Source organism: Pseudomonas sp. LW8, assembly GCF_041956865.1.
GTDB classification, from domain to species: Bacteria; Pseudomonadota; Gammaproteobacteria; order Pseudomonadales; family Pseudomonadaceae; genus Aquipseudomonas; species Aquipseudomonas siliginis.
Genome location: NZ_CP168138.1, coordinates 2,320,832 through 2,344,162 on the forward strand (window position 1 = coordinate 2,320,832; position 23,331 = coordinate 2,344,162).

Here is a 23,331-nt window from a genome sequence, read left to right on the forward strand (position 1 = left end):
GAATATGATGGTCATCCTATTTTCAGTGAAGGAATTCCATGCGCCGGCTCCGACCTTTTCCCCTCGCGGTATGTTTATTGCCCCTGGCCCTGACGGCGTGCGGTGATTCTTCCACCGCGCAGGATCCGCGTACCTTGGCGCCCTTTGTCAGGTCGGCGGCGGTGCAGCCTGCAGAAGACGGCTCCCGATCGTTCACCGGTGTCGTGGCGGCGCGAGTGCAGGGCGACCTGGGTTTTCGCGTCTCGGGCAAGGTGCTTGAGCGTCTGGTTGATACCGGCCAGACGGTCAAGCGCGGCCAGCCGCTGATGCGCCTGGACCCGATCGACCTCGGCCTGCAGGCGCGAGCCCAGCAAGAAGCGGTGAGCGCCGCTCGCGCCCGAGCCATACAGACTGCCGGTGACGAAGCGCGCAATCGCAAACTCGTCGCCGCCGGCGCTATTTCGGCATCGGCCTACGATCAGTTCAAAGCCGCAGCCGACACCGCCAGGGCGCAACTCAATGCCGCTGTCGCGCAAGCGGACGTTGCGCGCAACGCTTCCGGTTATGCGGTGCTGGTGGCGGACGCTGACGGCGTGGTGGTGGAAACCCTCGCCGAACCGGGGCAAGTCGTCAGCCCGGGACAACCGGTGGTGCGGCTGGCGCGGGCCGGTCAGCGGGAGGCCATCGTCCATCTGCCCGAGACCTTGCGGCCCGCACCGGGCTCGACCGCTCAGGCAAAACTGTATGGCGATACGTCAGCTGCCGTGAGCGCAAAACTGCGTCTGCTGTCCGATTCGGCCGACAGCACAACTCGTACCTTCGAGGCGCGCTATGTGCTCGAAGGCAGTTTGGCCAATGCGCCAATCGGCTCGACGGTCACCGTCGAAATTGCCCAGGGTTCTTCGCCAGATCAGGCGCTCAAGGTGCCCGTCGCCGCGATCTACGACCCGGGCAAAGGCCCCGGCGTGTGGGTCATCGCCGGCACACCGGCGACAGTGAGCTGGCGCCCGGTGGAGGTCCTGGGCTTGAGCGATGACTCGGCCCGTGTCGCTGGCGAGCTCAACGTCGGTGAACCGATTGTCGCGCTGGGCGCGCATCTGCTGCGCGATGGCGAAGAAGTACGCTTGCTTGCCCGCGACGATGGCCAGATTGCCGGGAGTCGTCCATGAGCGAGGGCCGGTTCAACCTTTCTGCTATCGCCGTGCGCCAGCGCGCAATCACGGTGTTTCTGATTTTTCTCATCGCCGTTGCCGGCGTCCTGTCGTTCTTCAAATTGGGCCGGGCGGAAGACCCACCGTTCACGGTCAAGCAGCTAACGGTGATTACTGCGTGGCCGGGGGCGACCGCGCAGGAGATGCAGGATCAGGTTGCCGAACCCCTGGAGAAACGTTTGCAGGAACTGAAGTGGTACGACCGCTCGGAAACCTACACGCGTCCGGGACTGGCATTCACCATGGTCTCGTTGCTCGACAGCACACCGCCATCGCAAGTGCAGGAAGAGTTCTACCAGGCACGCAAGAAGCTCGATGATGAAGCGATCAGGCTGCCGGCGGGTGTCATCGGGCCGATGGTCAACGACGAGTTCTCCGACGTGACCTTCGCGCTGTTCGCCTTGAAAGCCAAGGGCGAGCCGCAGCGCTTGCTGGTACGCGATGCGGAGACGTTACGCCAGCGCCTGTTGCACGTGCCGGGGGTGAAAAAGGTCAACATCATCGGTGAGCAGGCCGAGCGGATATTCGTCTCGTTTTCCCATGATCGGCTGGCGACGCTGGGCTTGGCGCCACAGGACATCTTCGCCGCGCTGAACAATCAGAACGTGCTGACCCCCGCCGGATCGGTCGAAACCAAAGGGCCGGAGGTATTTTTGCGCGTCGATGGCGCGTTCGACACGCTGCAGAAAATCCGTGACACGCCTGTGGTGGCGCAGGGACGAACACTCAAACTGTCTGACGTGGCCACGGTCGAACGCGGCTACGAAGACCCGGCGACCTTCCTCGTGCGCAACAACGGCGAAGAAGCCTTATTGCTCGGCGTGATCATGCGCGAGGGCTGGAACGGTCTCGATCTGGGCAAGGCGCTGGATGCCGAGACAGTCAGGATCAACGAAGAAATGCCCTTGGGCATGACGCTCTCGAAAGTTACCGATCAGGCAGTGAATATCGACTCGGCCGTTGGCGAGTTCATGGTCAAGTTCTTTGTCGCGCTGCTGGTGGTCATGCTGGTGTGCTTTCTCAGCATGGGCTGGCGCGTCGGCGTGGTGGTCGCAGCGGCGGTGCCCTTGACCTTGGCGATCGTGTTTGTGGTGATGGCGGCCACCGGCAAGAACTTTGACCGGATCACCTTGGGTTCGCTGATTCTGGCGCTCGGCTTGCTGGTCGATGACGCGATCATCGCCATTGAAATGATGGTGGTGAAAATGGAGGAGGGCTACGACCGCATCAAGGCCTCGGCCTATGCCTGGAGTCATACGGCAGCGCCGATGCTGGCCGGCACACTGGTCACGGCGATTGGCTTTCTGCCCAACGGATTCGCGCAATCAACGGCGGGCGAATACACCAGCAACATGTTCTGGATTGTCGGCATCGCGCTCATTGCTTCGTGGGTCGTCGCCGTGGCTTTCACGCCGTACCTGGGCGTAAAGCTGTTGCCGGACATCAAGAAAGTCGAAGGCGGGCACGCGGCAATCTACGACACGCCGCGCTACAACCGCTTCCGGCGGATCCTGACGTGGGTGATCACGCGCAAATGGCTGGTGGCCGGTGCGGTGGTCGCGCTGTTTGCTGTTGCGATCCCAGGCATGGGGCTGGTGAAGAAGCAGTTCTTTCCAACCTCGGACCGCCCCGAAGTGATGATCGAAGTGCAGATGCCCTACGGCACTTCCATCGAGCAGACCAGCGCCGCTGCGGCCAAAGTCGAAGCCTGGCTGCACAAGCAGGAAGAGGCCAAAATCGTCACCGCCTATATCGGTCAGGGTGCGCCTCGGTTTTTCCTGGCAATGGCGCCGGAGTTGCCGGATCCATCGTTCGCCAAAATCGTTGTGCTGACCGACAACCAGGACGCTCGCGAAACCCTCAAGTTGCGTTTGCGCGAAGCGGTCGCCGAAGGGCTTGCTACAGAGGCGCGGGTTCGGGCGACGCAGATCGTGTTCGGTCCGTATTCGCCATTCCCGGTGGCCTATCGGGTGATGGGGCCTGATCCGGCGAAGCTGCGCGACATCGCCGAGCAGGTCAGGGGGGTGATGCAGGACAGCCCGATGATGAGAACCGTCAACACTGACTGGGGGCCGCTGACGCCGACGCTGCACTTCAACCTGAATCAGGATCGCTTGCAGGCAGTGGGGCTGACGTCCAGCGCAGTCGCCCAGCAGTTGCAATTTCTGCTCAGCGGCGTGCCAATCACGGCGGTGCGCGAAGACATCCGTTCCGTGCAGGTCGTCGGCCGTGCGGCGGGCAATATCCGCCTGGACCCGGCGCAGATCGAAGGCTTCACCCTGGTCGGTGCGGCGGGGCAGCGCATCCCGTTGTCGCAGATCGGCGAGGTGGAAGTGCGCATGGAGGACCCGATCCTGCGCCGCCGCGATCGCACGCCGACCATCATCGTCCGTGGCGACATCTCCGAAGGTTTGCAGCCACCGGACGTTTCCGGCGCGATCATCCAGCAGTTGCAGCCGATCATCGAAAACCTGCCTTCCGGCTACCGGATTGAACAGGCGGGCGCCATCGAAGAATCCGGCAAGGCCGGCAAAGCGATTCTGCCGTTGCTGCCGATCATGATCGCCATGACGCTGCTCATCATCATCGTCCAGGTACGCTCGATCTCAGCGATGATCATGGTCTTCCTTACCTCGCCGTTAGGCTTGATCGGTGTGGTGCCGACGCTGCTGATCTTCAACCAGCCGTTCGGCATCAATGCGCTGGTCGGGCTGATTGCGCTGTCCGGGATTCTGATGCGCAACACGCTGATCCTGATCGGGCAAATTCATCACAACGAGCAAGAAGGGCTGGCGCCGTTCCATGCCGTGGTCGAAGCGACAGTGCAACGAGCGCGACCAGTGTTGTTGACCGCGCTGGCGGCAATTCTCGCATTCATTCCGCTGACCCACTCGGTGTTCTGGGGCACGCTGGCGTACACGCTGATCGGCGGCACGTTTGTTGGCACCATCATCACGCTGGTGTTTCTGCCGGCGATGTATGCGATCTGGTTCAGGATTCGGCCTGAGCGCTGACATCGAGCACGATTTTTCCCCGGGTGTGTCCGGCCCAGCTTTGTTTAACCGCGTCGACAACTTCTGTCAGCGGTACCACTTGAGCCTCAAGGCTGAGCTTGCCGGATGTGAACAGCGCGGCAATCTCGGCCAATTGGCTGCCATCGGAGCGGGTGGCGAAATTTTTGCCACTCACACCGTGCTCGCTTGCCTTCTGTGCAGAGGGTGCGCTTACGGGGGAAACCAGAACGCCCCCGCGCTTGATCACACTCCATGAACGGTTCTGAGTTTCGCCGCCGACCAGATCAATGACCGCATCGAGGTCAGCAACGCTGTCTTCGAATTTAGCCGTGGTGTAGTCAATCACCTCATCGGCGCCAAGTGAACGCAGATAGTCGTGGTTCTTCGCAGAGCTGGTCGCGATCACATAAGCACCGGCAAGGCGGGCGAGCTGGATTGCGAAGCTGCCCACGCCACCTGAGCCGCCGTGAATGAGGACTTTTTGACCTGCCTGAATTCCGGCGTGTTCATGCAGAGCTTGCCAAGCGGTCAGCGCTGCCGCCGGCACGCCGCCGGCTTCTTGCAACGATAGTGTTGTCGGCGTGTGGGCCAGACGATCTGGCGTTGAGAGGGCCTGGGTCGCATATCCGCCGGTAATCCCGATAAACCCGAACACCTTGTCGCCAACGACAAAGTCTCTGACATTCCTGCCCACCGCGGCGACTGTGCCTGAGACTTCCACGCCAGGCGTGTAGGGCAGTGGCAGAGGAATGAATTGCTGCATGGCACCGGAGAGGATTTTCCAATCGATTGGATTGATCCCACTACCGGCAACATTGATTAACACCTGATCGTCATTGGGTTTCAGATCCGCAAGTTCTTTGAGCTCCAGCGCTTCTGCCTGGCCGTACTGCGCGACTTGGATCGCTTTCATGATTCTCTCCGTTGTGATGGTCAAGGCTCGTCGGAAGGAATGGACGTGCCGGCGATTCGATTAGTGGCGACGTGCGTCGAGGCTGAAACGCCCTGCGCCGAAAGAAACGATCTGCAAGAGCCCACCGGCCATGGCGATATTCTTGAAGAAGTGAATGAACTGATTCTGGTCCGCCAGGGCGTTATGGAAAATCAGTGCGGTCAGTACGCTGAAAATCGCCAACAGCGCTGCGGTGGTACGTGTGCGATAACCGGCGATCAACGCTACGCCGCCGAGAACCTCGACAGCAATCGCCACGCCCAACGCCAGTTCGGGAAAAGGCAACCCGACAGAGCCGATGTAGCCAATCATCATGGCCGGTGCCGCGATTTTCGACAGGCCCGAAAGAATGAAGATCGCGCTCAGAAGAATCCGCCCGATCAAGGAAACGGTGCTGTTGAGGTTGGAAGACGTTGAAGCAGTGACGCTGGAAATTGTGGCTGCGTGGGACATGACGTGGATTCCGCTGATTTCAGCGCTTCACCATGAAGCGCCGTTGTGGAGCAGATGATGTCATCGCGAGGCTTTGCGCAATAGCCGACAAGTTTCGATGATCAGGTTCGAAAAACTAGAAATGCAGCAGAAATCGAAGTGGACCTTCCACTGTGGTCAGCGACGTGTGTTGGGGAGCAGGATCAGGCAAATGTCGCGGATTGATCGGATAACAGTGGCGGGGCGGATTCGGTACGTTGGTCTCGAACGCGGTTCAGCCGAATCCTGAACCGCCGCTATCTAGAGGAGTACTGCAATGAACGAGACTAAGGTTTGGTTGGTTACAGGCTGTTCCACCGGGTTCGGTCGCCACATCGCCACGGCGCTGCTGAATGAGGGTGAGCGTGTGGTGGTCACGGCGCGCAACACACGGCAGATCGAGGATCTGGCCGCCCTCGGCGACGCTTTGATTCTGCCTCTGGACGTGACCGATCCGGCGCAGGCGATGCAGGTCGTACAGGCGGCCGAGCATCGCTTCGGGCGAGTGGACGTGCTGATCAATAACGCCGGCGTCGGCTATTTCTCATCGATAGAAGACAGCGACGATGGGGCTGTTCGGCGGATGTTCGAGGTCAACTACTTCGGCACGGCCCATATGATTCGCGCGGTACTGCCTGGCATGCGCAAGCGGCGCACCGGCATGATCGTCAACCTCACATCGGTAGGCGGTCTGGTCGGGTTCGAAGCGGTCGGCCACTACTGCGCGACGAAGTTCGCCGTTGAGGGCCTGTCGGAAAGTCTGCGCGCCGAAGTTGCGCCACTGGGTATCGGCGTGATGACCGTTCAGCCCAGCGCCTTCAGAACCCAATGGGCGGGGTCTTCGGGCGCTGCGCAAACGGTGGCCGAGGATTATCAGGCAACCGCCGGCGCTGCGATGCGCGCGTACCGGCAATCTGTTGGCAATCAAGCTGGCGACCCAGACAGGGCGGCAGCGGCGATCTACGCCGCGGTTACCTGCGCAGCGCCGCCGGCGCGCCTGCTGTTGGGCAATGAAGCCTATGAGGCAGCGCAGGCGAAGCTTGCCGCCATGGGCCGCGAGTTCAGCGCATGGGAGTCTACCGCCCGTGGCGCGGACTTCCCGACGGCCTGACAGGCGAAGCCCGCACTGATGGCATGGACGCTACAGAATCAGGCAAACACCTGAGAGGAGTGAGTTAACGGGGACGACGCGGTGCGGGAAAAACTGGGCGAGTGAGTTGACTCGCCCAATTTTGAACGGCATTTACCGAGGAGTATTTGTATGAATTCGTCGTCCCCGTCCCGACCTTTCATGTGGCTCTGCGCATTCGCAGCGGGGGCCATGATCGCTAATCTCTATTATCTGCAGCCGATCCTGTCGTTGGTAACGGGGGCATTTGGTATTCCGCTTGCCACGTCCGGCCTGCTGGTGAGTTGCGCTCAACTTGGCTACACGCTGGGCATTGTGCTGGTCGTCCCGCTCGGTGACGTCCTCGAAAGAAGAGCGCTTCTGAGCCGGATGTTTACCATCAACGCATTAGCGCTGCTTGTGGCTGCGGCCAGCCCGAATTTCTTGCTGTTCCGCGCCGCAGTGTTGATCAGTGGAGTCACGGCATCCGCTGCCATGTTGATTGTGCCGTATGTAGCGTCCATCGCAGCCGAGCATCGGCGCGGTCAAGTGATCGGCGTGGTGATGACCGGGGCCTTGCTCGCGATACCGCTGTCGTGGCTGGTCTCCGGCGGTATCGGCAACGCGGCAGGTTGGCGCTTGGTGTACGCCAGCGCCGGGTGCGCGGCGCTGATCCTGCTCATGCTGCTTAGAATCACCTTGCCAACCGAGCCCGAGCGCCGAGGCCAGCCCGTGCGTTATGAGCAGTTGATGCGCTCGTTGTGGCAACTCATCCTCGAGTACCCAGCGCTTGCTCGCCGGGCGCTTTACGGTGCGCTGGGAATGGCCAGCTTCAGCATGTTGTGGACTGGATTACCAATACTGTTGTCGCAACCGCCGTTCAATTTTTCGACTTCGAGCATCGGACTGATCGGGCTCACGGGAGTGACTGGCGCGTTGATTCCCGGTGTGGTTGGCCGGCTCTGTGATCATGGCTACCGGCACGCGCTGGCATTCGGGTTGGCCTCGTTGATGATACTGGCCTGGGCAGTGCTGAGCTTTGCGGCGACAGGGCTCTGGATAATTATCGCTGCCGCAATGGCCTTGAACGTTGGCGTAATGGGCTTGCAGATCACCCATCAATCGGTCATCTACAAACTGGCCCCCGCAGCCAACTCACGGATTACCGCGGTGTTTATCAGTATCAACTTTGTTGGCGGCGCTATTGGCTCCGCAGTTGCAAGTTTCGGTATTCGGTATGTCGGCTGGGAAGGGCTGTGCCTACTGGGCGCTGCTTTGCCCGCGGCTCTTGTGCTGGCCTATGCATTGAAGGAACGGCCCTTTGCCCGCGTTGCGGTTCAATGAACATGCAAATGGGCGGCGAGGAAATCCATCAGGGCTCTTACGCGTGCGGGCAGATGTCCGCCTTGGCCGACGTAAATCGCATGAATCTCCGTGACGCTTGCAGGCACGAATGGTTGCAGGACGCAAACCAACCTTCCGGCAGCCAGGTCATCTGCAACCTGGCAGAACCCCAGCCTGGCTAGCCCTGCGCCCAGCACCGTCAATTCACGCAAGGCGTCGCCATCGCTGACGCGCAGATTGCCTTTTACCGGGTACATACGTTGCTCGCCGCTCTCGTCGAGCAAGGCCCACTCCATGGCGGGAGGCGAAAAGGTGAAACCCAGACAGTTGTGATCGGCAAGGTCTTGAGGCACCAGCGGAGTGCCCTTGGCCGCCAGGTAGTCAGGAGATCCTACGATCAGCCCTCTGGATTGCCCGAGTCGTTTCGCCACAAGGTTGGAGTTCTTGAGCGCTCCGGTGCGTATGGCGATATCCGCACGTGCTTCGATGAGATCGACCACCTCATCGGTGAGGAAAAGTTCGACGCTGACCCCAGGATGTTGATTCATGAACAAGTTGATGATGGGAAGAAAAAGCTGGCGGCCGATACCCACATTAGAGCTGATTCTGACCACTCCCTGCGGTGCAGAACTGGCAGATGCTTCGCGTTCCGCTTCGTCAAGATCGGCCAGTATGGCAACGCTGCGTTCGTAAAAAGCCATTCCTTCTGGCGTCAGCAGTTGCTTGCGCGTGGACCTGTTCAGCAAACGTGCGCCAAGACGGCTTTCCAGGCGCGTCATGAGCTTGCTCACGGCAGAGGGGGTTATCGCGCAAGCCCTTGCGGCCGCTGAATAACCTCCGCGTTCCACCACTTTAACGAACACGCTCATCTCGGCGAAGCAATTGATATCCAGTCGTCGCATGTGAACTCACGTCATAAATCGTGTGCCTGGGCACGGGCTGTTTATCTACCATTTCGCGCGCCTAATATTTTGCCAACGCGATATGGAACGGTTGCCGACTTTGCAAGCAAAGAAGTGGCCACTTCCAACCATCGCGCTCTTGCTGTCACGTTGTTTTCTCTAACCGTAGAACATTGCCAAGTTGATAGCTGCTCGGAGGCTGAAATGACTCACACACTGCAATTAGTACTGATCCATAACAGCAACCAGTCCAACGGCGTAGACACGGCGTTGGTGCAATGGATTACCGCCGTGGTGCAAGACCGCAGCGAATTTGCGTTGAGCGTGGTAGAGCCGTTTGACCTGAGATTTATAGACGATTTTTCGGAACAACCCGGTCGTCGAGTGTGCTTGAGAGCGCTAGCGGCAGCAGATGCCTATATCGTCTTGGTGCCCGCACGTCACCTTGGTTACCAGCATGGATTGAAAGTCTTGATGGCGCGCTGGCCTGAACACCTCCAGGGACGACCTTGTTCATTTGTTGGTTATGGCACCACGACCGGCGGGGAGGATGAGGTCGACGAGCTTGGATGCGAGTTGTTGAAGCTGCAGGCCATGCCTGTTGGTGGCTATGTGAAGTTCGCTGAGATTGCCGAGCGTCTCGAACAAGGCCTCGGACTGGAGCACTTTGCGCAAGCACGGGTTTCGATGGCGCAGTTGTTGATCCAGCTGGCCTGGTGGGCACGGGCGCTGAAAGATGCGCGGGCCTTCTCTCCTTTGCAGAAGTTCGCGTAGTCCTTCGCTTAGACGTTCTGCGAGCGCCTGGAGCATTGGGCAAAACCTGCGCAGGAATTGCATAACGGCACCGCGCCGCGACTTTTTACTCTTGCTTCAAATCCTGCTGAACGGCAGGAAACTATGATCTGAAAACAGGAGTTCTAAAATGTCCGATGTCGAAATTCGCGTAACCCCTGATGCGCAAGAAAACGCCACGGCAAATCCAGCCGGCGATCAGGGCAAGTACGTTGGCATGTGGGTGACAGCCGACGGTCATATTCGCCATGAGTTGCTGCCAGGAGGGCGATATGACGAGGCTCGCGGTCGGCAAAAAAGCGCTTATCAAGGGCGCTACTGGCTGGAAGGCGACCACATCGAGTATGTGGACGATACTGGCTTTACCGCAGACGGAGAGTTTCGAGATAACGTGCTGTACCACGCGGGCATGGTGTTATATCCCGAGCGCTGACGCATAAGCCGGAATGAACATTCCGGCTTTTTTATTAGTGTCGTATTACAGATTCTGTGGGCGGAATTGATCGCGCAAATCCAGGGTTTCGCCCGCCACCATAAATTTCCCCTGCCCGCGGTAATGCAGGGTTTTGGGGTTTTTCACCGACGTAGCCACATGCGCCTTGACCACTTCCCACACGAACAGACCGTACTCGCCGATAAGATTGGAGTCGAACAGCTTGCACTCGAAATTGGCGTAGCACTCTTTGATCAACGGGGCCTTTACCCGTTCTGCGGGGGCGGCTGTGAGGTCAAATTGGGCAAACTTGTCGATGGCGCCACCGCTGCTGTTGCCGACGGCAACAACCTGGTCCACCAATTCGACGGTGGGCACGTTGATGACGCACTGCTGGCTGTTGTGGATCAGCTCGTAGCTGTGGTTTGCACTCCAGATGTAGCAGCCAAACAGGGCGGGGGAGAACTGCATCATCATGTGCCAACCCATGGTCATTATGTTGGTTTCACCTTGCCAGGCGGAGGTCACCAGGACGATGGGGCCGGTTTCCAGATGCTGGCGAACCTCGCTCAAAGGGAAGTCGGATTTTCGAAATGCGGTCATGGCGCCTCCGGGGATCAAAAGAGGATAAACAGTTGTTGTCAGTCGCTTTCGACAATTCAACTTTCCTGCTTTTTGACATGCATCTCTCCGGCAGCCTTGCTCAGGCTGTCGGATTTTTGCTCTTTTCCCTGAATTGCTTACGTCGGCAAGAGCTGTTCGCCGAACCGCTTGATCAGCCACTGCCCAGCCGGACCGGGCGGCGAGTCGGTTCGATAAATCGCATCGAAGGCATAGGTGCCGCCTTTACAGTCGGGCATATCAAGCTCGACCAGGCGTCCTTCGTCCAGGTCAGACTGAACCATGGGCACCGGCATATTCCCCCATCCGATGCCCTCTTTGAGAAGCATGTGTTTGGCGCCCAGATCCGCCAGTCGCCAAGTGCGAGTGCTCACGACGGCAAAGTCCTTGTCACCCGTAAGCGTTGAACGATCCGATAGCACCAATTGAACAAACTCTCTGGCAGCGCCAGGGGATTTGGAACACTCGGTTGCAAGCGGGTGTGCAGGCGCGGCGACCGGTATCAATTGAACACTGCCCACGCCGATGCGCTCGATGCCGTCCAGGCCAATGTCCAGCGGACCGCTGATGCCGACTCCAGCTTTCTTCTCCATCACCAGTTGGGTCACTGCCCCCAAGGCTTCCATGTGCAAGTGCAGAGTGACTGTGGGAAATTCTTCCCTGAAGGTCCTCAACGCATCGACTACTCGCTCGGCAGGGAGCATTACATCGAGCGCGAGGTGAACTTCTGCTTCAAGCCCATGCAGCAAACCGGAGACTTTTGCGCGCAGCCCATTTACGCCGTTGGTAATAGTGCGTGCTTCAGCCAGGACGGTTCGACCTGCCTCCGTCAGTTGCGGTTTGCGCGTGGTTTTGCGGTCAAACAGTGAAACCCCGAGCTGCATCTCCAGATTGGAAATGGAGTAACTCACCACCGATGTCGCGCGATGCAGTTTTCTGGCCGCAGCGGCAAAACTGCCCACTTCTACAACCGTCAGAAATACTTTCAGTTGATCAAGCGTTGGTGTTCCTGGATCGGAGATCATTTCTACTGTCTCGAACGTTTGGGGAGTACTTGTCCTGATTTTGCAGACAGCAGCATATACGCAAGATTGAGCACTTGATCGGCTCTAACAATCAATTGACCGGTTTGTTTCTTCGGCAAGCCATTCGCTGCGCGTGATCTCCCACACCTCCACCGGCATCGGCCCCGACACAAACTGGCCGTCCCGTGTTTCAGCCATCCGCATGCCTTCATCTTCGGAAATCTTGCGCGAAGCGCGGTTGGCGGCGGCCTTGGGCACCTGCATCAATGGGCGCATCAACGTATCGAACCAGTAGGCATTGATCACCTTGCAGGCCTCGCGCATGTAGCCGTTGCCCTGAAACTGTGGGGCGAGCCAGAAGCCTCGATGGTTACCCGGTTGATCAAACAGGCTGATACTGCCGATGCAGCTCTCGGGCTGAACGCGGGTGCGGATCATCCAGTGCCATTCCTTTGCGGCAGCCATCGCGGGCAGCGCGACATCGCGGACGTAAACAAGCGCGCCGTCGTCCGGATACGGCCACGGAACGCGGCTGTCGAGATAGCGCACGACCTCCCATTGCGGAAACAATTGTTGCACCGCCGCTGCATCACTCAGTTGCAGCGGCGTGAGGATCAAGCGGCGGGTGTAAAGCGTGGGGATGCAATCCATGGCAATCAATCCTTGCGAGCAGTGGCGGGCAGCACCGGTACTCTCTCAAACGAGCAGTTCAAGTGTCGAGTGACCTGTGCGCCGTCTCACTCAAGTAGTTCGATCAACTCCCCACCGTCCTCTCTCAACCGCTGCAAAAACACCTGTGCCTCCAGCAACTGATACGGGAAATACAGCCCCGGCCTTACCGGCGCTTGCCCATCCAGCCCAACCAGTCGCTCCAGCAGCATGGCCACGCTGAGCCCGGTCAACGCCGCTGCACCTGATCGGTGAACCACGGCGTGGCGGGTGCGCAACGGCTGGCCATCGTGATCCGTGCCTTCAAGTTCGATGAGTATTTCCGTCGACATCGGCTGGCCCTGACGCCGGGTCGAGCTGATGCCGCTGGCGAGGTTGAACTCGACGTTCGGGGCGTCGGTGGCGGCGGCCAGGCCGGTGACGTCGATCGAGGAGAAGCCGGTGCCCTGCAGGGTCGTGCCGTCGACGGCGCGGAAGCTGACCTTGGCATCGTCGCCTTCACGCCAGATGAATTCGCCGTCACGGCGGGTCAGCGCGGCGGGCAGCATTTTGTTCAGGTGCTCGAAATCGACGGCCACGGTCGGGCCGCCGCCGTCCTGTTCGTCGACCAGTGCATGGATGTGGATGTCGTGCACGCGGGCGAATGCCTTGGCGAGGTGCAGCGTTGCCACGGTGGTGGCACCGACCATCCATTCGTAGCCGAGGACAATGGGCGACGCGTCAGGCGTGTGCATGAAACTGGCGATCTGCGGGGCGATTTCGAACACGCCGGAAGAGATGCTCAAGTGCGGCACCTTGCGCTTTTGCGCAAAGCGCAGCCCGGCGAGGGCGTGGTCCATGTAGAACAAGGCGATGGCGCTGACCGGGCGATCACCCAGTCCCAGATCTTCTGCGCCAGCATCGATGACCACACCCTGGGCATTGCCGATTTGCTCGGCGGTTTGCTCAGCCCTGGCGAGGTCGCGTCCGCCGATCAGCAACGGAACGTCGGGATGCGCCGCGCGCAATGCGCGGGCTGTCTGGTGGCCAATGGCGCCGGAACCGCCCATGAACAGAATGGGATGAAGTGGCATGAATCCTCCTCATTTTTCCTGGATTGAAACGTGCTTGGGCTAGACACCCTAGCACGCACTTTGCCAGTTCGCCGGTGCGCTTGGTCTGCGCACCGACGAACGACCACTTGAGGAATCAGCCCAGATGATGGCGCTCTGCAAGGCGATAAACATCGGTGTCGAGGCCTTCGAAACGGGCTTTCAACTGCAACGCCAGATACAGTGAATAGTGCCGTGACTGATGCAGGTTGCCGCCGTGGAACCAGAGGTTTTGCTGCTGGGTCGGCTTCCACATGTTGCGCAGTTCACCTTCATACGGGCCGGGGTCGTTGGTGGTGCCGGAACCCAGGCCCCAGCAGCGCCCGACCTTGTCGGCGACTTGCTGGGAAATCAGCTTCGCGGCCCAGCCGTTCATCGAGCCATAACCTGTCGCATAAACGATGAGATCGGCCGGCAAGCGGCTGCCATCGGTGAGCACCACCGCATCCGCTTCGATGCGTTCGACACCGAGGCCCGGCGCGCTCTTGAGCTTGATCGTGCCGTTGGCGATCAGTTCCGAGGCGCCGACGTCGATGTAGTAACCCGAGCCACGGCGTACGTATTTCATGAACAAACCCGATTCGTCATCGCCGAAATCGAGCATGAAACCCGCCCGGCTCAGGCGTTCATAGAAGTCCTTGTCGCGCTCCTTGATCGCGTCGAAGATCGGCCGATGAAACTGTGGCATGACCTTGTACGGAATCGAGGCGAACAGCAGGTCGGCCTTGTCCGTGGTCAGCCCCGACTCGAGCGCCTCTTCGGAATAAAGCCCGCCGAAAACCAGTTCCATCAGGCTGTCCGAACGCACGATGTGCGTGCTCGAACGTTGCACCATGGTCACCTCGGTGCCGTTTTCCACCAGATCGGCGCAGATGTCGTGGGCTGAATTGTTCGCGCCGATGACCACTGCGCGCTTGCCTTTCCACGCATCGCCGCCGGGGTGACGGCTGGAGTGATGTTGCTGGCCCTGGAAGTTTTCGGCGCCTGGATACACCGGCACATTCGGTACGCCAGACATGCCGGTGGCGAGGATCAGTTGCGTCGGTTGCAGGGTGACGGGCTCGCCGTTGCGCAGGACCTCCACGGTCCAGCAGCCAGTCTCTTCGTCAAACGTAGCCCCGAGGCACTCAGTGCGGGGCCAGTAGTTGAGTTCCATGACCTTGGTGTACATCTCCAGCCAGTCGCCGATCTGGTCTTTCGGGGTGAACACCGGCCAGTGGTCGGGGAAGGGCAGGTAGGGCATGTGGTCGTACCAGACCGGGTCGTGCAGGCACAGCGACTTGTAGCGGCCGCGCCATTGATCGCCGGGGCGTTCGGCTTTGTCGATGATCAGCGTCGGTACGCCCATGCGTTTGAGCCTTGCGCCGAGGCCGAGCCCGCCCTGACCGCCGCCGACGATCAGGCAGTACGGTTGCGTGGTGATGCCCAGCGCCGCTTCTTCATCGCGGCGGCGCTCCAGCCAGTTGCGCTTGTCAGCGTGGGCATGGCCGTGGCTCGCGCCCATCGGCCGGCGGCGGCCGCTGGGTTCTTCGAAGCCTTTGAGTTCGCGCATGGTGGTCAGCAGCGTCCAGCACAAACCTTCTTTCAGGCGCACATAGCCTTTGCCGCGCGCCGAGTCGGTTTCCAGGCTCATCCAGCCTTCAAGCACGCCATCGCTAAGCGTGGCTTCACCTTCGAGTTGCCAGCGTTCGGGCCGGGTCTGCTCAAGGCGTGTTTCGAGCATGTCGCGAATCGCCGGTTTGCCTTCCAGGGTGACGAGGTTCCAACTGAACAGCAGCAAGTCACGCCAGTGGCATTCTTCGGCAAACAGCTCCAGCGTGCCGTCCACATCTCGTTGCGCCAGACGTCCGCCGAGGCGTTCGACCCAAGCGGCGAGTTGCGCTGTTGGCGATTGCAAAGGGGTTTCAATAGCGATGTTCATGGGGCCACTCCCGATCTTGTTGTTTTGGTAAGCCATGGCATCAGAGCAAGGCTTGGGCCATCTCCTTGAAAGGCGCGGGCCAGAGCGTTTGATGCAAAGGCCGACAAGGCTTGGCACAGGCGACATGTCACAAATTCGAGAATCGCGGATGACACTGTGTCACTCGGCGCGAAATTCCCCCGCAACGAGCTTTTCATCTAAGCTGCGGACACACCCGTGTCTTCACCGAAGCGGAGAACAACAACAATGAAACCGGCCTCGATCAACGCCCACGCGCGCCAGGTACTGCAAGCCGTGCAGGGCTCTGTTGCCAGCCACAGCGCGGCGGCAGACCTGGCGATCACCCGTTCGTGGCGGCGTTGCCTGGATCAATACCAGCTCGATCCGGCCAGCCGCCGCGCGCCGGATGTGCTCGAACAGGCGCGTTTGCGCGAACACCGTGCGCCGCTGGAACACATCATTTCCGTTGCGCACTGGCAGATGAACAGCCTGCACCAGCAACTGGGACGTGACGGCCATGTCGTGCTGCTCACCGATGCGCGCGGCGTGGCGATCGACAGCGTGTTCAACGAAGCCGAACGCGGCGAGTTCCAGCGCTCCGGGCTGTGGCTCGGCTCGGTCTGGAGCGAGGAGCACGAGGGCACCAACGGCGTCGGCACCTGCCTGGTCGAGCGCCAGCACGTGACCATTCGCCGCGACGAGCATTTCCGTGGCCAGCACGTCGGCCTGACCTGTTCGGCCAGCCCGATATTCGACGCCAGCGGTGAGTTGCTCGCGGTGCTCAACCTGTCCTCCGTGCGCGAGGAAAGCAGCCTTGAGCAACGCTTCAAGGCCATGGCCCTGACCAATCTGTCGGCCAGGTTGATCGAGAGCTGTTTTTTCCTTGGCCACGATCCGCAGCGCTATTTGCTGCGGTTTCATCCCGACGCCGGGTTTGTCGGGCTGCTGGGTGAAGGCCTGCTCAGCTTCGATGAGAGTGCGCGGATCTGTTCGGTGAATGCGGCGGCGCTCGATCTGTTGGGCCTGAGCCGCGAGCAGATGGTCGGGCAGTCGTTGACGATGCTGCTGGAAACGCCGATGGAGCAGTTGCTCGAGCAGGCCAGTGCTCAGGCGCACGTCTGCTGGCCGATGCGCCTGGCCGACGGGCGCTTGTTCTACGGCCAGTTGCGCGAACCGATCCGCTCCGCGCCGTTGACCCTTGCGCCTGTCCCGCCAATCAAGGATGAGCGCGTGTGCCTGGAAGACCCGCGCCTGCAACGCGGATTCGCTCGCGCGTTGCGTGTACTGGAGCGTGACGTGCCGGTGTTTCTGCAGGGTGAAACCGGCACCGGCAAGGAGGCCTTTGCGGCAGCGCTGCATCGCGCCAGCTCGCGCGCCGGCCAGCCGTTTGTTGCGATCAACTGCGCGGCGATCCCCGAGACGCTGATTGAAAGCGAGCTGTTCGGCTATCGCGGCGGCAGCTTCACCGGCGCGCGCAAGGACGGCATGGTCGGCAAGCTTGAGCAGGCCCATGGCGGCATTCTGTTTCTCGACGAAATCGGCGACATGCCCCTCGCGCTACAGACCCGTCTGCTGCGCGTGCTCGAAGAGCGCCAGGTTGTGCCGCTGGGCAGCGCAACGCCGCGACCGCTTGATGTACGCCTGATCAGCGCCAGTCACCAGAATCTGCCAGCCTGCGTGGCCGACGGACGCCTGCGCGAGGACCTGTTCTATCGCATTGGCGGTTTCGCCGTGGAACTGCCGCCGCTGCGCGAGCGTTCCGACAAGGGCCGTCTGCTCGACCTCCTGCTGCGCGAAGAAGCGGCGGGCGCCACTGTGCGGCTGCAATCGGGAGTTCGAGAGCGCTTGCTGGCGCAGCCCTGGCCGGGCAACGTCCGGCAACTGCGCACCTGTTTGCGTACGTTGGTGGCGTTGGCAGTGGAAGGCCGGGTCACGCTGGAGGACGTGCATGAGTTACTGCCCGCAAGTGACGACCAACCTGTTGACGATCCACTGGGCGTATCCGAACGGCAAACTCTGCTGAGCTTGATTGAAGCTGAACACTGGCATATCGCGCGAGTTGCCCGTCGTCTGGGGATTAGCCGCAATACCCTGTACCGCAAGCTTCGTCAGCATGGGATCACTCGACCTGGTTGAAGACAATCGCGATCATTTGCGTTCATTCGCTGTTGATTGCGTGCATTGCCGGGAAATTGCTTGGATCCAATCATTGACTCACTATATCGCTCGCCGACAAGCGGTAGGCTCAGGCTATTGCTAGAAGTGATGGCGCAATGACATATTGCAGCACCTTTCCTCACTTCAAGATGTACCGAAAATGCGCCCCCTCAAGTCACTTGTTGCAGCGTCGTTGCTGCTCAGCGGGTGCAATGGAATGCCAGTCGCTTTTGTTCAGGATCCTGTTTTAGACCAAGCCTTTATCGTTCACTCCGGCGCACCTTTGCCTTACCTGCTGATGGGGTCGGCTGTGCAATGGAACGAAGACTTCGCCGTGACGGTGAAGCACATTCCTTACTTGTCGGGCACGGTTTTCCAAGGGCAGGCAGACGTACAGTTCTTCCGCCACAAGGCCAATAGCGTGCCGGCGTGGCGCGGCTACAAGCCGGGCGAGGAGCTGACTTCGGTGGGCTTCAATTCGCTGTACATGTCGGTCAAGGGTACCGGCCAGGCGTTGCCGGCCATGGTTCGCCTCGACATCAAAGAGGGCAACGTGCTTTACGGCACCCACAATGGCGCACTGGCCAAAGGCATGTCCGGCGGGCCGGTGTTTTCTGCCGATGGCAAAGTGGTTGGCATCAACGTGGCGTTCCTCACCCGTGATGACGTCAGCCGCCTCAAGCGCAAGGACCTGCTCGATCAACCGCGCGTAAGCATCTTTTTGCCGTACGCGGAGATCAATCGCGAGTGGTCGCGCTATCAGGCCAGCATCACCCCGACAGCGCCACCGGCGACCAAACTGGCCAGTCGCTGATCAGCGTTCGCGCAACGCTTCGCGGGCGCGGTTGAGTGGTTTGATCAGGTAGTCGAGCACGGTTTTCTCGCCGGTACGAATGTCCACCGTGGCGATCATCCCGGGGACGATGGCGAAGCGTTTGCCGGCCTTGTTGCGCAGTTCATCCGAAGCGGTACGGATGAACACGCGGTAGTAGAAGATCTCCGGCTTGGCTTCGTCCTGGATGGTGTCCGGCGAGATCGTCACCACCTCGCCGTCGAGGCTGCCGTAGATCGAATAGTCATAGGCGGTGATTTTCACTTTCGCCGCCTGGCCTGGGTGAATGAAGGCGATGTCGCGCGGCGAGATACGCGTCTCGATCAGCAGTTGTTCATCGAGCGGCACGATCTGCATGACCTGGCCGTTGGGCGCAATGACGCCGCCAATCGTGCTGACCTCGATGTCCTTGACGATGCCGCGCACCGGCGAGCGCAGGGTCAGGCGCGACAGTGAGTCGGTGCGCCCACGGATCACCGCTTCGAGCATCTGCGCCTCGGCGTTGGCTTTGGCCAGGTCTTCGCGGGCGCGGACCATGTAATCGGAGCGGGCTTCGGTGGCTTTCAATTCCAGCTCCGAACGCTGACGGGTCAGGCGCAGCACTTCAACCCTACTCGAGGCGCCGATCTTCGCCAGATTTTCAGTAATCGCCAGTTCGCTGCGCACCAGTTTCAGCGAGCTCTGAATGCCGTCGAGGGTTTCCGCCAGACCTTTGCGCCGGGTCTGGTAGAGCTCGGTTTCGGCGCGGATCAGATCAGGAAACTCTTGTAGCGAGGCGTCAAAGGTCAGCGGCTTTTCGCTGACCTCTGCCTGCAAGCGGTTGACGCTGGCCAGCGCCGCGCGGTACTTGGCCGCGCTTTCGCCGACGTTGGACTGGTTCTTCACTGGGTCCAGTTGCGCGAGGATCTGCCCGCGCTCGACCAAAGCGCCTTCGCTGACATTGAGCTGCTCGAGAATGCCGCCCTCCATCGACTGAATGACTTGCTCGCGCGAGCTGGGCACCACTTTGCCGGTGCCGGTCGAGACCTCGACGATTTCAAACCACGCCGCCCAGGCAATGAAGCAGGCGAGCATCAGCGCGCAACCCCAGATCACCTTTGCGCCACCGGCAAGTGCGCGCTCATCGCGGCCGTCGAGGTAGGACATCGGGTCCGGCACGTCGGTCATCATCGGCTTCATACCGCCACTCCTTTGCCCGGTGCGCGCAACCGCGCAAGTGCCGCGTCGCGGTGGTCGTCAATGACGATGCGTCCATTGTCGAGAACGATGATCCGCTCGACCAGTTGCAACACACTGACCCGATGCGTGGCAACCACCAGCGTTCGGCCCTGGGTCCAGGTCGCGAGTTTTTCCAGCAGCAGCCGCTCGGTGACGTCATCCAGCGCGGCTGTCGGTTCGTCGAGCAGCAGCACTTGTGGCTGGCGGATCAACAAGCGCGACAGCAACAGGCTTTGACGCTGACCGCCCGACAGGCCCAAGCCACCTTCAAGTACCAGATGATCCATGCCTTTGGGCAGCTGCCGAACGAAGTCCAGCGCACCGGTGACAGTCAACGCGGCGATGATTTCCTGATCGCTGGCCTGACCGGCGCCGAGGGTGATGTTGTCGCGCAAGGTGCCGTGAAACAGTCGCGCCTGTTGCGAGAGCAGGCCGACATCGCGGCGCAGATCGGCCGGATCCAGATGCGCAAGGGCAATGCCGTCCAGGGTGGTCTCACCGCTGCTCAGATCCATCGCGCCGCCCAGTGCTTGCAGCAACGTCGACTTGCCGGCGCCGTTGCGGCCGAGCAGGGCGATGCGCTCGCCGGGGCGGATGCTCAGGTCGATGTTGTTGAGCGCCGGGGTCGATTCCTCGCTGTAGCGAAAACTGGCCTGACGCAGGCGGTAGTCGCCACGAATCGCCGGCAGGTGCACGCGCTGACTGCCCTCGGGGTGATCCACCGGCATCTGCATGATCCGGTTCAAGCCTTCGAGCGCGACCTTGGCCTGCTGCCATCGGGTGAGCACGTGGGTCAGTTGCGCCATCGGCCCCATCATCCGCGACGACAGAATCGACGCCGCGACCAGACTGCCGGTGGTCAGGTCGCCGGCAATCACCATCGGCGCGCCGAACACGATGACCACCGCGAACACTCCGCCTTGCACGTTTTGCGTCCACGCCACCAGGCTGTTGGTCAAGGTGCGCAGGCGCAGGCTGCTGTCCGCCGAGGCGGCGTTGTACTGGTTCCACTGTTGCTGGAAACGCTGCTCGGCCTGCAATGCCTTGATGTCGTCGAGGCCCTGAATACTCTCCACCAGCATGGCGTTGCGCAACGCCGCCTCACGCATTGATGCATTGGCCAGTCGCGCCAGACGCGGTTGCGCGATGATCCCGGGCAGCAACATGAACACCAGCGCTACTAACGGGATCAGCACCAGTGGCCCGCCGATCAAATAGAACACCAGCAGGAACAGCAGGAAAAACGGCATGTCCGCCAGTGCCGTGGCAGTGCTGGAGGTGATCAGGTCGCGGATCTGCTCCAGCTCGCGCAACTGCGAAATGAACGAACCGGTGGATTTCGGCCGCGCGGAATTGCGCAGACGCAAGGCGTGGCCAAAGACCAGATCGGAGACGCGCAAGTCGGCGCGTTTGCCCAGCACATCGGTGATGCGCAGACGCAGAATGCGCATGACGAAATCGAACAGCAGCGCCAGCATCACCCCGCCGAACAACACGTACAGGGTCGGCAGCGACTCGGCCGGAATCACCCGGTCGTACACCTGCATGGAAAACAGTACCCCGGCCATGCCCAGCAGGTTCGCGACCAGTGAGGCGATCATCACTTGGCTGTAGGGCCGCAGATCGGTGAGGACGATGCGCCGGAACCAGTGCTCGTCGTAGGGCTTGATGTAATCGTTGGTGCGCACGTCCGCCACTGGTTGCGTCGGACGCAGAATCACCGTGCGCAGGGCCTGCTCGGCGAGCGCGCCAGCCTCCATGCGACTCTGCAAACCTTGATCGCCACTGAAGCAGATGCCCAGCTCGCCGGTTTCGCCGATGCTTTCGAGCACGCCGACCTGACCATCACGCAGTTGCACCACCAGCGGCGTGCGCCAGCGGCTCAGGCTCTTGTTGTCGAATACCGCGAATTTCACGCTCAAACCGGCCTGACGCGCCATGTGTCGAACCACTTCTTCGACGCGGCCTTCGCTGTGCACCGAGGCCAGACGCACGCTTTCCGGCGAGACGTCGAGTCGGTAGTGGCGGGCGACCTTCAACACCGCTTCCAGCCATGGCGAATAATCTTCGCGAGCTTCGGCAGCAGCGGGTTCGGGAACAGTGATGCTGGCATCGGTCATGGCAGGATCTCGACATTCTGGATGGCGCTGTGGTCGATGCCGAAGACCCGGCGAATCGCACCGCTGTTGTAGAAGCAATCGATCTGCAGGCGTTGCAGATCAGCCTGGGTGTTGACCAGATCGAAGCGCGACTGATGGATTTCCTGCTCGGCGTTGAGCAGGTCGAGCAGCGGTCGCGTGCCAAGTTCCAGGTACTGACGGCCATACAACATGCGTGCCTCGGTGATGCTGGTCTGGCGAAATTCCAGCGAGCGCAGCCGCCGGTTCAGGCCCGAAGTTTGCGCCTGGGCTTCGGCCAGACCCTGGCGCGCTTGCAGACGGGCGAAGTCTTCGGCCGAATCCGCTGCGGTCAGCGCATGCCCGGCGGCGCGGCTGCGCGCACTGATCGCGCCGCCCTGGTAGATCGGCACTTCGAGGTTGAGGAAGATCCCCACCTGGGTGCGATCAGCGCGCGAGTTCTGATCGTCGTAGTGGTCGTCCAGGTATTGGTTGACCGACGGTTGCAGCGACAGGGTCGGGTAGGCCTCGGCTTTGGCCTGGGCCAGCTCGGCCTGGGCCTGAGTGCGTTGCGCGGCGGCCTGGAGGACGGCGGGCAGGGTGTCGGAGATCTGCGAGGCGTCGCAGGCCTGGGTTAGCGTAGGCGCGGCGGCGTCGCTGACCGCCGGCGGCGTGCGCCGTCCGAGCAGACTGGTCAGGGTCGCTTGCCAGCGTGCGTATTGCGCCTTGAATTCCTGCAACGTCGCCGTCGCGCCTTCTGCGCGGGACTGCGCCTGGACCATATCGGAACGGGTGCTGGCGCCCATGTCGCTGCGCTGTCTGGCCAGGTCAACGATGCCGCCGATGCCCTGAATCTGTTCACGGGCAACCTCGAGCAGACGCTGATAACGCTGCACTTCGATGTAGGCTCTGGCGGTGTCGCGGGCGATGTCGTCGATCGCCAGCAGAATCCCGGCCTGACTGCGCGCCACCCGGGCGCGGGCGGCGTCGACCGAGCTGGAAACCTTGCCGAAGTCATACAGCATCTGTTTGAGGGAAATGTTCACCGACTGGCTGCCGGCATCGCTGCCGTAACCGCTGGTGTAGCCACCCTTGATGCCGCCGGTGACCTGCGGGTAATAACCGGACTCGGCGACGTTGACCCCTTCGCCTTGCTGGAACAGGGTGCCGATGGCCTCACCGATGCGTGGGTGCCAGTCCACGGCGAGCCTGACCGCTTGTTCCAGCCCCAAAGTATCCGCGTTGGCGGCCGTTTTTGAAGCAGGGGCAGGGCGCTGACGATTGTCATTGCCTGCCGGTTGTTGCAGTTGCGACGGGCTGATGCTGCGCAAGCTACTGTCGAGGTTGTCGTCGGCGCGAACGCCGACGGTGAAAGCGGGGTAGAGGCCGATGGTCAACAGGACCACCGGCCATTTCTGGCGAAAAACTGACTCCACAGACTTCCCTTACTGTTGAGAGACCGACGTTTGATGTC

Annotated in this window: 19 protein-coding genes; 8 read left to right on the forward strand and 11 right to left on the reverse strand. The window is 60.9% G+C overall.

What is annotated here, in order from left to right:
• The first annotated feature begins 38 nt into the window (after nucleotides 1–38).
• Complete coding sequence (locus AB9L16_RS10510) at nucleotides 39–1,148, forward strand: efflux RND transporter periplasmic adaptor subunit (protein WP_375123509.1); 1,110 nt, start codon at nucleotides 39–41, stop codon at nucleotides 1,146–1,148.
• A complete protein-coding gene (locus AB9L16_RS10515) occupies nucleotides 1,145–4,204 on the forward strand; it encodes an efflux RND transporter permease subunit (protein ID WP_375123510.1) in 3,060 nt (1,019 codons plus the stop codon). Before AB9L16_RS10510 ends, AB9L16_RS10515 begins: the two co-directional genes overlap by 4 nt.
• Here AB9L16_RS10515 and AB9L16_RS10520 read toward each other — a convergent pair.
• Complete coding sequence (locus AB9L16_RS10520; RefSeq protein ID WP_056785049.1) at nucleotides 4,182–5,117, reverse strand: NADP-dependent oxidoreductase; 936 nt, start codon at nucleotides 5,115–5,117, stop codon at nucleotides 4,182–4,184. The two genes, AB9L16_RS10515 and AB9L16_RS10520, sit on opposite strands and share 23 nt — an antisense overlap.
• Before the next feature lie 60 nt (nucleotides 5,118–5,177).
• A complete protein-coding gene (locus AB9L16_RS10525) occupies nucleotides 5,178–5,609 on the reverse strand; it encodes a DoxX family protein (RefSeq protein WP_082228565.1) in 432 nt (143 codons plus the stop codon).
• A gap of 295 nt (nucleotides 5,610–5,904) precedes the next feature.
• Here AB9L16_RS10525 and AB9L16_RS10530 point away from each other — a divergent pair, with 295 nt between their 5' ends.
• Entirely contained in the window at nucleotides 5,905–6,738 is an 834-nt protein-coding gene (locus AB9L16_RS10530; protein ID WP_375123511.1) for an oxidoreductase, read from the forward strand.
• A gap of 180 nt (nucleotides 6,739–6,918) precedes the next feature.
• Complete coding sequence (locus AB9L16_RS10535) at nucleotides 6,919–8,079, forward strand: MFS transporter (RefSeq protein ID WP_375123763.1); 1,161 nt, start codon at nucleotides 6,919–6,921, stop codon at nucleotides 8,077–8,079.
• Here AB9L16_RS10535 and AB9L16_RS10540 read toward each other — a convergent pair.
• Nucleotides 8,073–8,981 carry a LysR family transcriptional regulator gene (locus AB9L16_RS10540; RefSeq protein ID WP_056785056.1) on the reverse strand — a complete coding sequence of 303 codons (909 nt, stop codon included), beginning with the start codon at nucleotides 8,979–8,981 and terminating at the stop codon, nucleotides 8,073–8,075. The genes AB9L16_RS10535 and AB9L16_RS10540 overlap by 7 nt on opposite strands.
• A 204-nt stretch (nucleotides 8,982–9,185) precedes the next feature.
• Between AB9L16_RS10540 and AB9L16_RS10545 the strand changes: the two genes are divergently transcribed.
• Together AB9L16_RS10545 and AB9L16_RS10550 are read left to right on the forward strand one after the other, a co-directional pair.
• Nucleotides 9,186–9,755: an NAD(P)H-dependent oxidoreductase gene (locus tag AB9L16_RS10545; protein ID WP_016774391.1), complete on the forward strand. Its 570-nt coding sequence runs from the start codon at nucleotides 9,186–9,188 to the stop codon at nucleotides 9,753–9,755.
• 235 nt (nucleotides 9,756–9,990) lie between these two features.
• On the forward strand, nucleotides 9,991–10,206 hold the full coding sequence (locus AB9L16_RS10550; protein WP_056786820.1) for an Atu4866 domain-containing protein: 216 nt from the start codon (nucleotides 9,991–9,993) through the stop codon (nucleotides 10,204–10,206).
• Nucleotides 10,207–10,251: 45 nt separating this feature from the next.
• Here AB9L16_RS10550 and AB9L16_RS10555 read toward each other — a convergent pair whose 3' ends face one another.
• From AB9L16_RS10555 to AB9L16_RS10575, 5 genes are all read right to left on the reverse strand, one after another.
• Nucleotides 10,252–10,809: a flavin reductase family protein gene (locus AB9L16_RS10555; RefSeq protein ID WP_056785061.1), complete on the reverse strand. Its 558-nt coding sequence runs from the start codon at nucleotides 10,807–10,809 to the stop codon at nucleotides 10,252–10,254.
• Nucleotides 10,810–10,946: 137 nt separating this feature from the next.
• On the reverse strand, nucleotides 10,947–11,852 hold the full coding sequence (locus AB9L16_RS10560; protein WP_024012654.1) for a LysR family transcriptional regulator: 906 nt from the start codon (nucleotides 11,850–11,852) through the stop codon (nucleotides 10,947–10,949).
• 84 nt (nucleotides 11,853–11,936) lie between these two features.
• A complete protein-coding gene (locus tag AB9L16_RS10565) occupies nucleotides 11,937–12,503 on the reverse strand; it encodes a GNAT family N-acetyltransferase (protein ID WP_252877954.1) in 567 nt (188 codons plus the stop codon).
• Nucleotides 12,504–12,589: 86 nt separating this feature from the next.
• Nucleotides 12,590–13,594: an NAD(P)-dependent oxidoreductase gene (locus AB9L16_RS10570; RefSeq protein ID WP_375123512.1), complete on the reverse strand. Its 1,005-nt coding sequence runs from the start codon at nucleotides 13,592–13,594 to the stop codon at nucleotides 12,590–12,592.
• Between the two features lie 115 nt (nucleotides 13,595–13,709).
• Complete coding sequence (locus tag AB9L16_RS10575) at nucleotides 13,710–15,533, reverse strand: NAD(P)-binding domain-containing protein (RefSeq protein WP_375123513.1); 1,824 nt, start codon at nucleotides 15,531–15,533, stop codon at nucleotides 13,710–13,712.
• Nucleotides 15,534–15,779: 246 nt separating this feature from the next.
• Here AB9L16_RS10575 and AB9L16_RS10580 point away from each other — a divergent pair, with 246 nt between their 5' ends.
• Together AB9L16_RS10580 and AB9L16_RS10585 are read left to right on the forward strand one after the other, a co-directional pair.
• Nucleotides 15,780–17,669 (forward strand): sigma-54-dependent Fis family transcriptional regulator, encoded by a 1,890-nt coding sequence (locus AB9L16_RS10580; protein WP_056785066.1) that lies wholly within the window; start codon nucleotides 15,780–15,782, stop codon nucleotides 17,667–17,669.
• A 238-nt stretch (nucleotides 17,670–17,907) separates the two neighbouring features.
• Nucleotides 17,908–18,504, forward strand: coding sequence for a trypsin-like peptidase domain-containing protein (locus AB9L16_RS10585; RefSeq protein ID WP_375123514.1), 597 nt, complete (start codon nucleotides 17,908–17,910; stop codon nucleotides 18,502–18,504).
• On the opposite strand, the gene AB9L16_RS10590 is transcribed toward AB9L16_RS10585, so the two are convergent.
• The 3 genes from AB9L16_RS10590 to AB9L16_RS10600 are packed head-to-tail and all read right to left on the reverse strand — an operon-like array spanning nucleotide 18,505 to nucleotide 23,293.
• Nucleotides 18,505–19,692: an HlyD family type I secretion periplasmic adaptor subunit gene (locus AB9L16_RS10590; protein ID WP_370593533.1), complete on the reverse strand. Its 1,188-nt coding sequence runs from the start codon at nucleotides 19,690–19,692 to the stop codon at nucleotides 18,505–18,507.
• Nucleotides 19,693–19,697: 5 nt separating this feature from the next.
• Complete coding sequence (locus AB9L16_RS10595) at nucleotides 19,698–21,860, reverse strand: type I secretion system permease/ATPase (RefSeq protein ID WP_039758810.1); 2,163 nt, start codon at nucleotides 21,858–21,860, stop codon at nucleotides 19,698–19,700.
• Nucleotides 21,857–23,293, reverse strand: a complete 1,437-nt coding sequence (locus AB9L16_RS10600; protein WP_110645707.1) for a TolC family outer membrane protein — start codon at nucleotides 23,291–23,293, stop codon at nucleotides 21,857–21,859. The genes AB9L16_RS10595 and AB9L16_RS10600 overlap by 4 nt, the downstream gene beginning before the upstream one ends.
• Nucleotides 23,294–23,331: the final 38 nt, after the last annotated feature.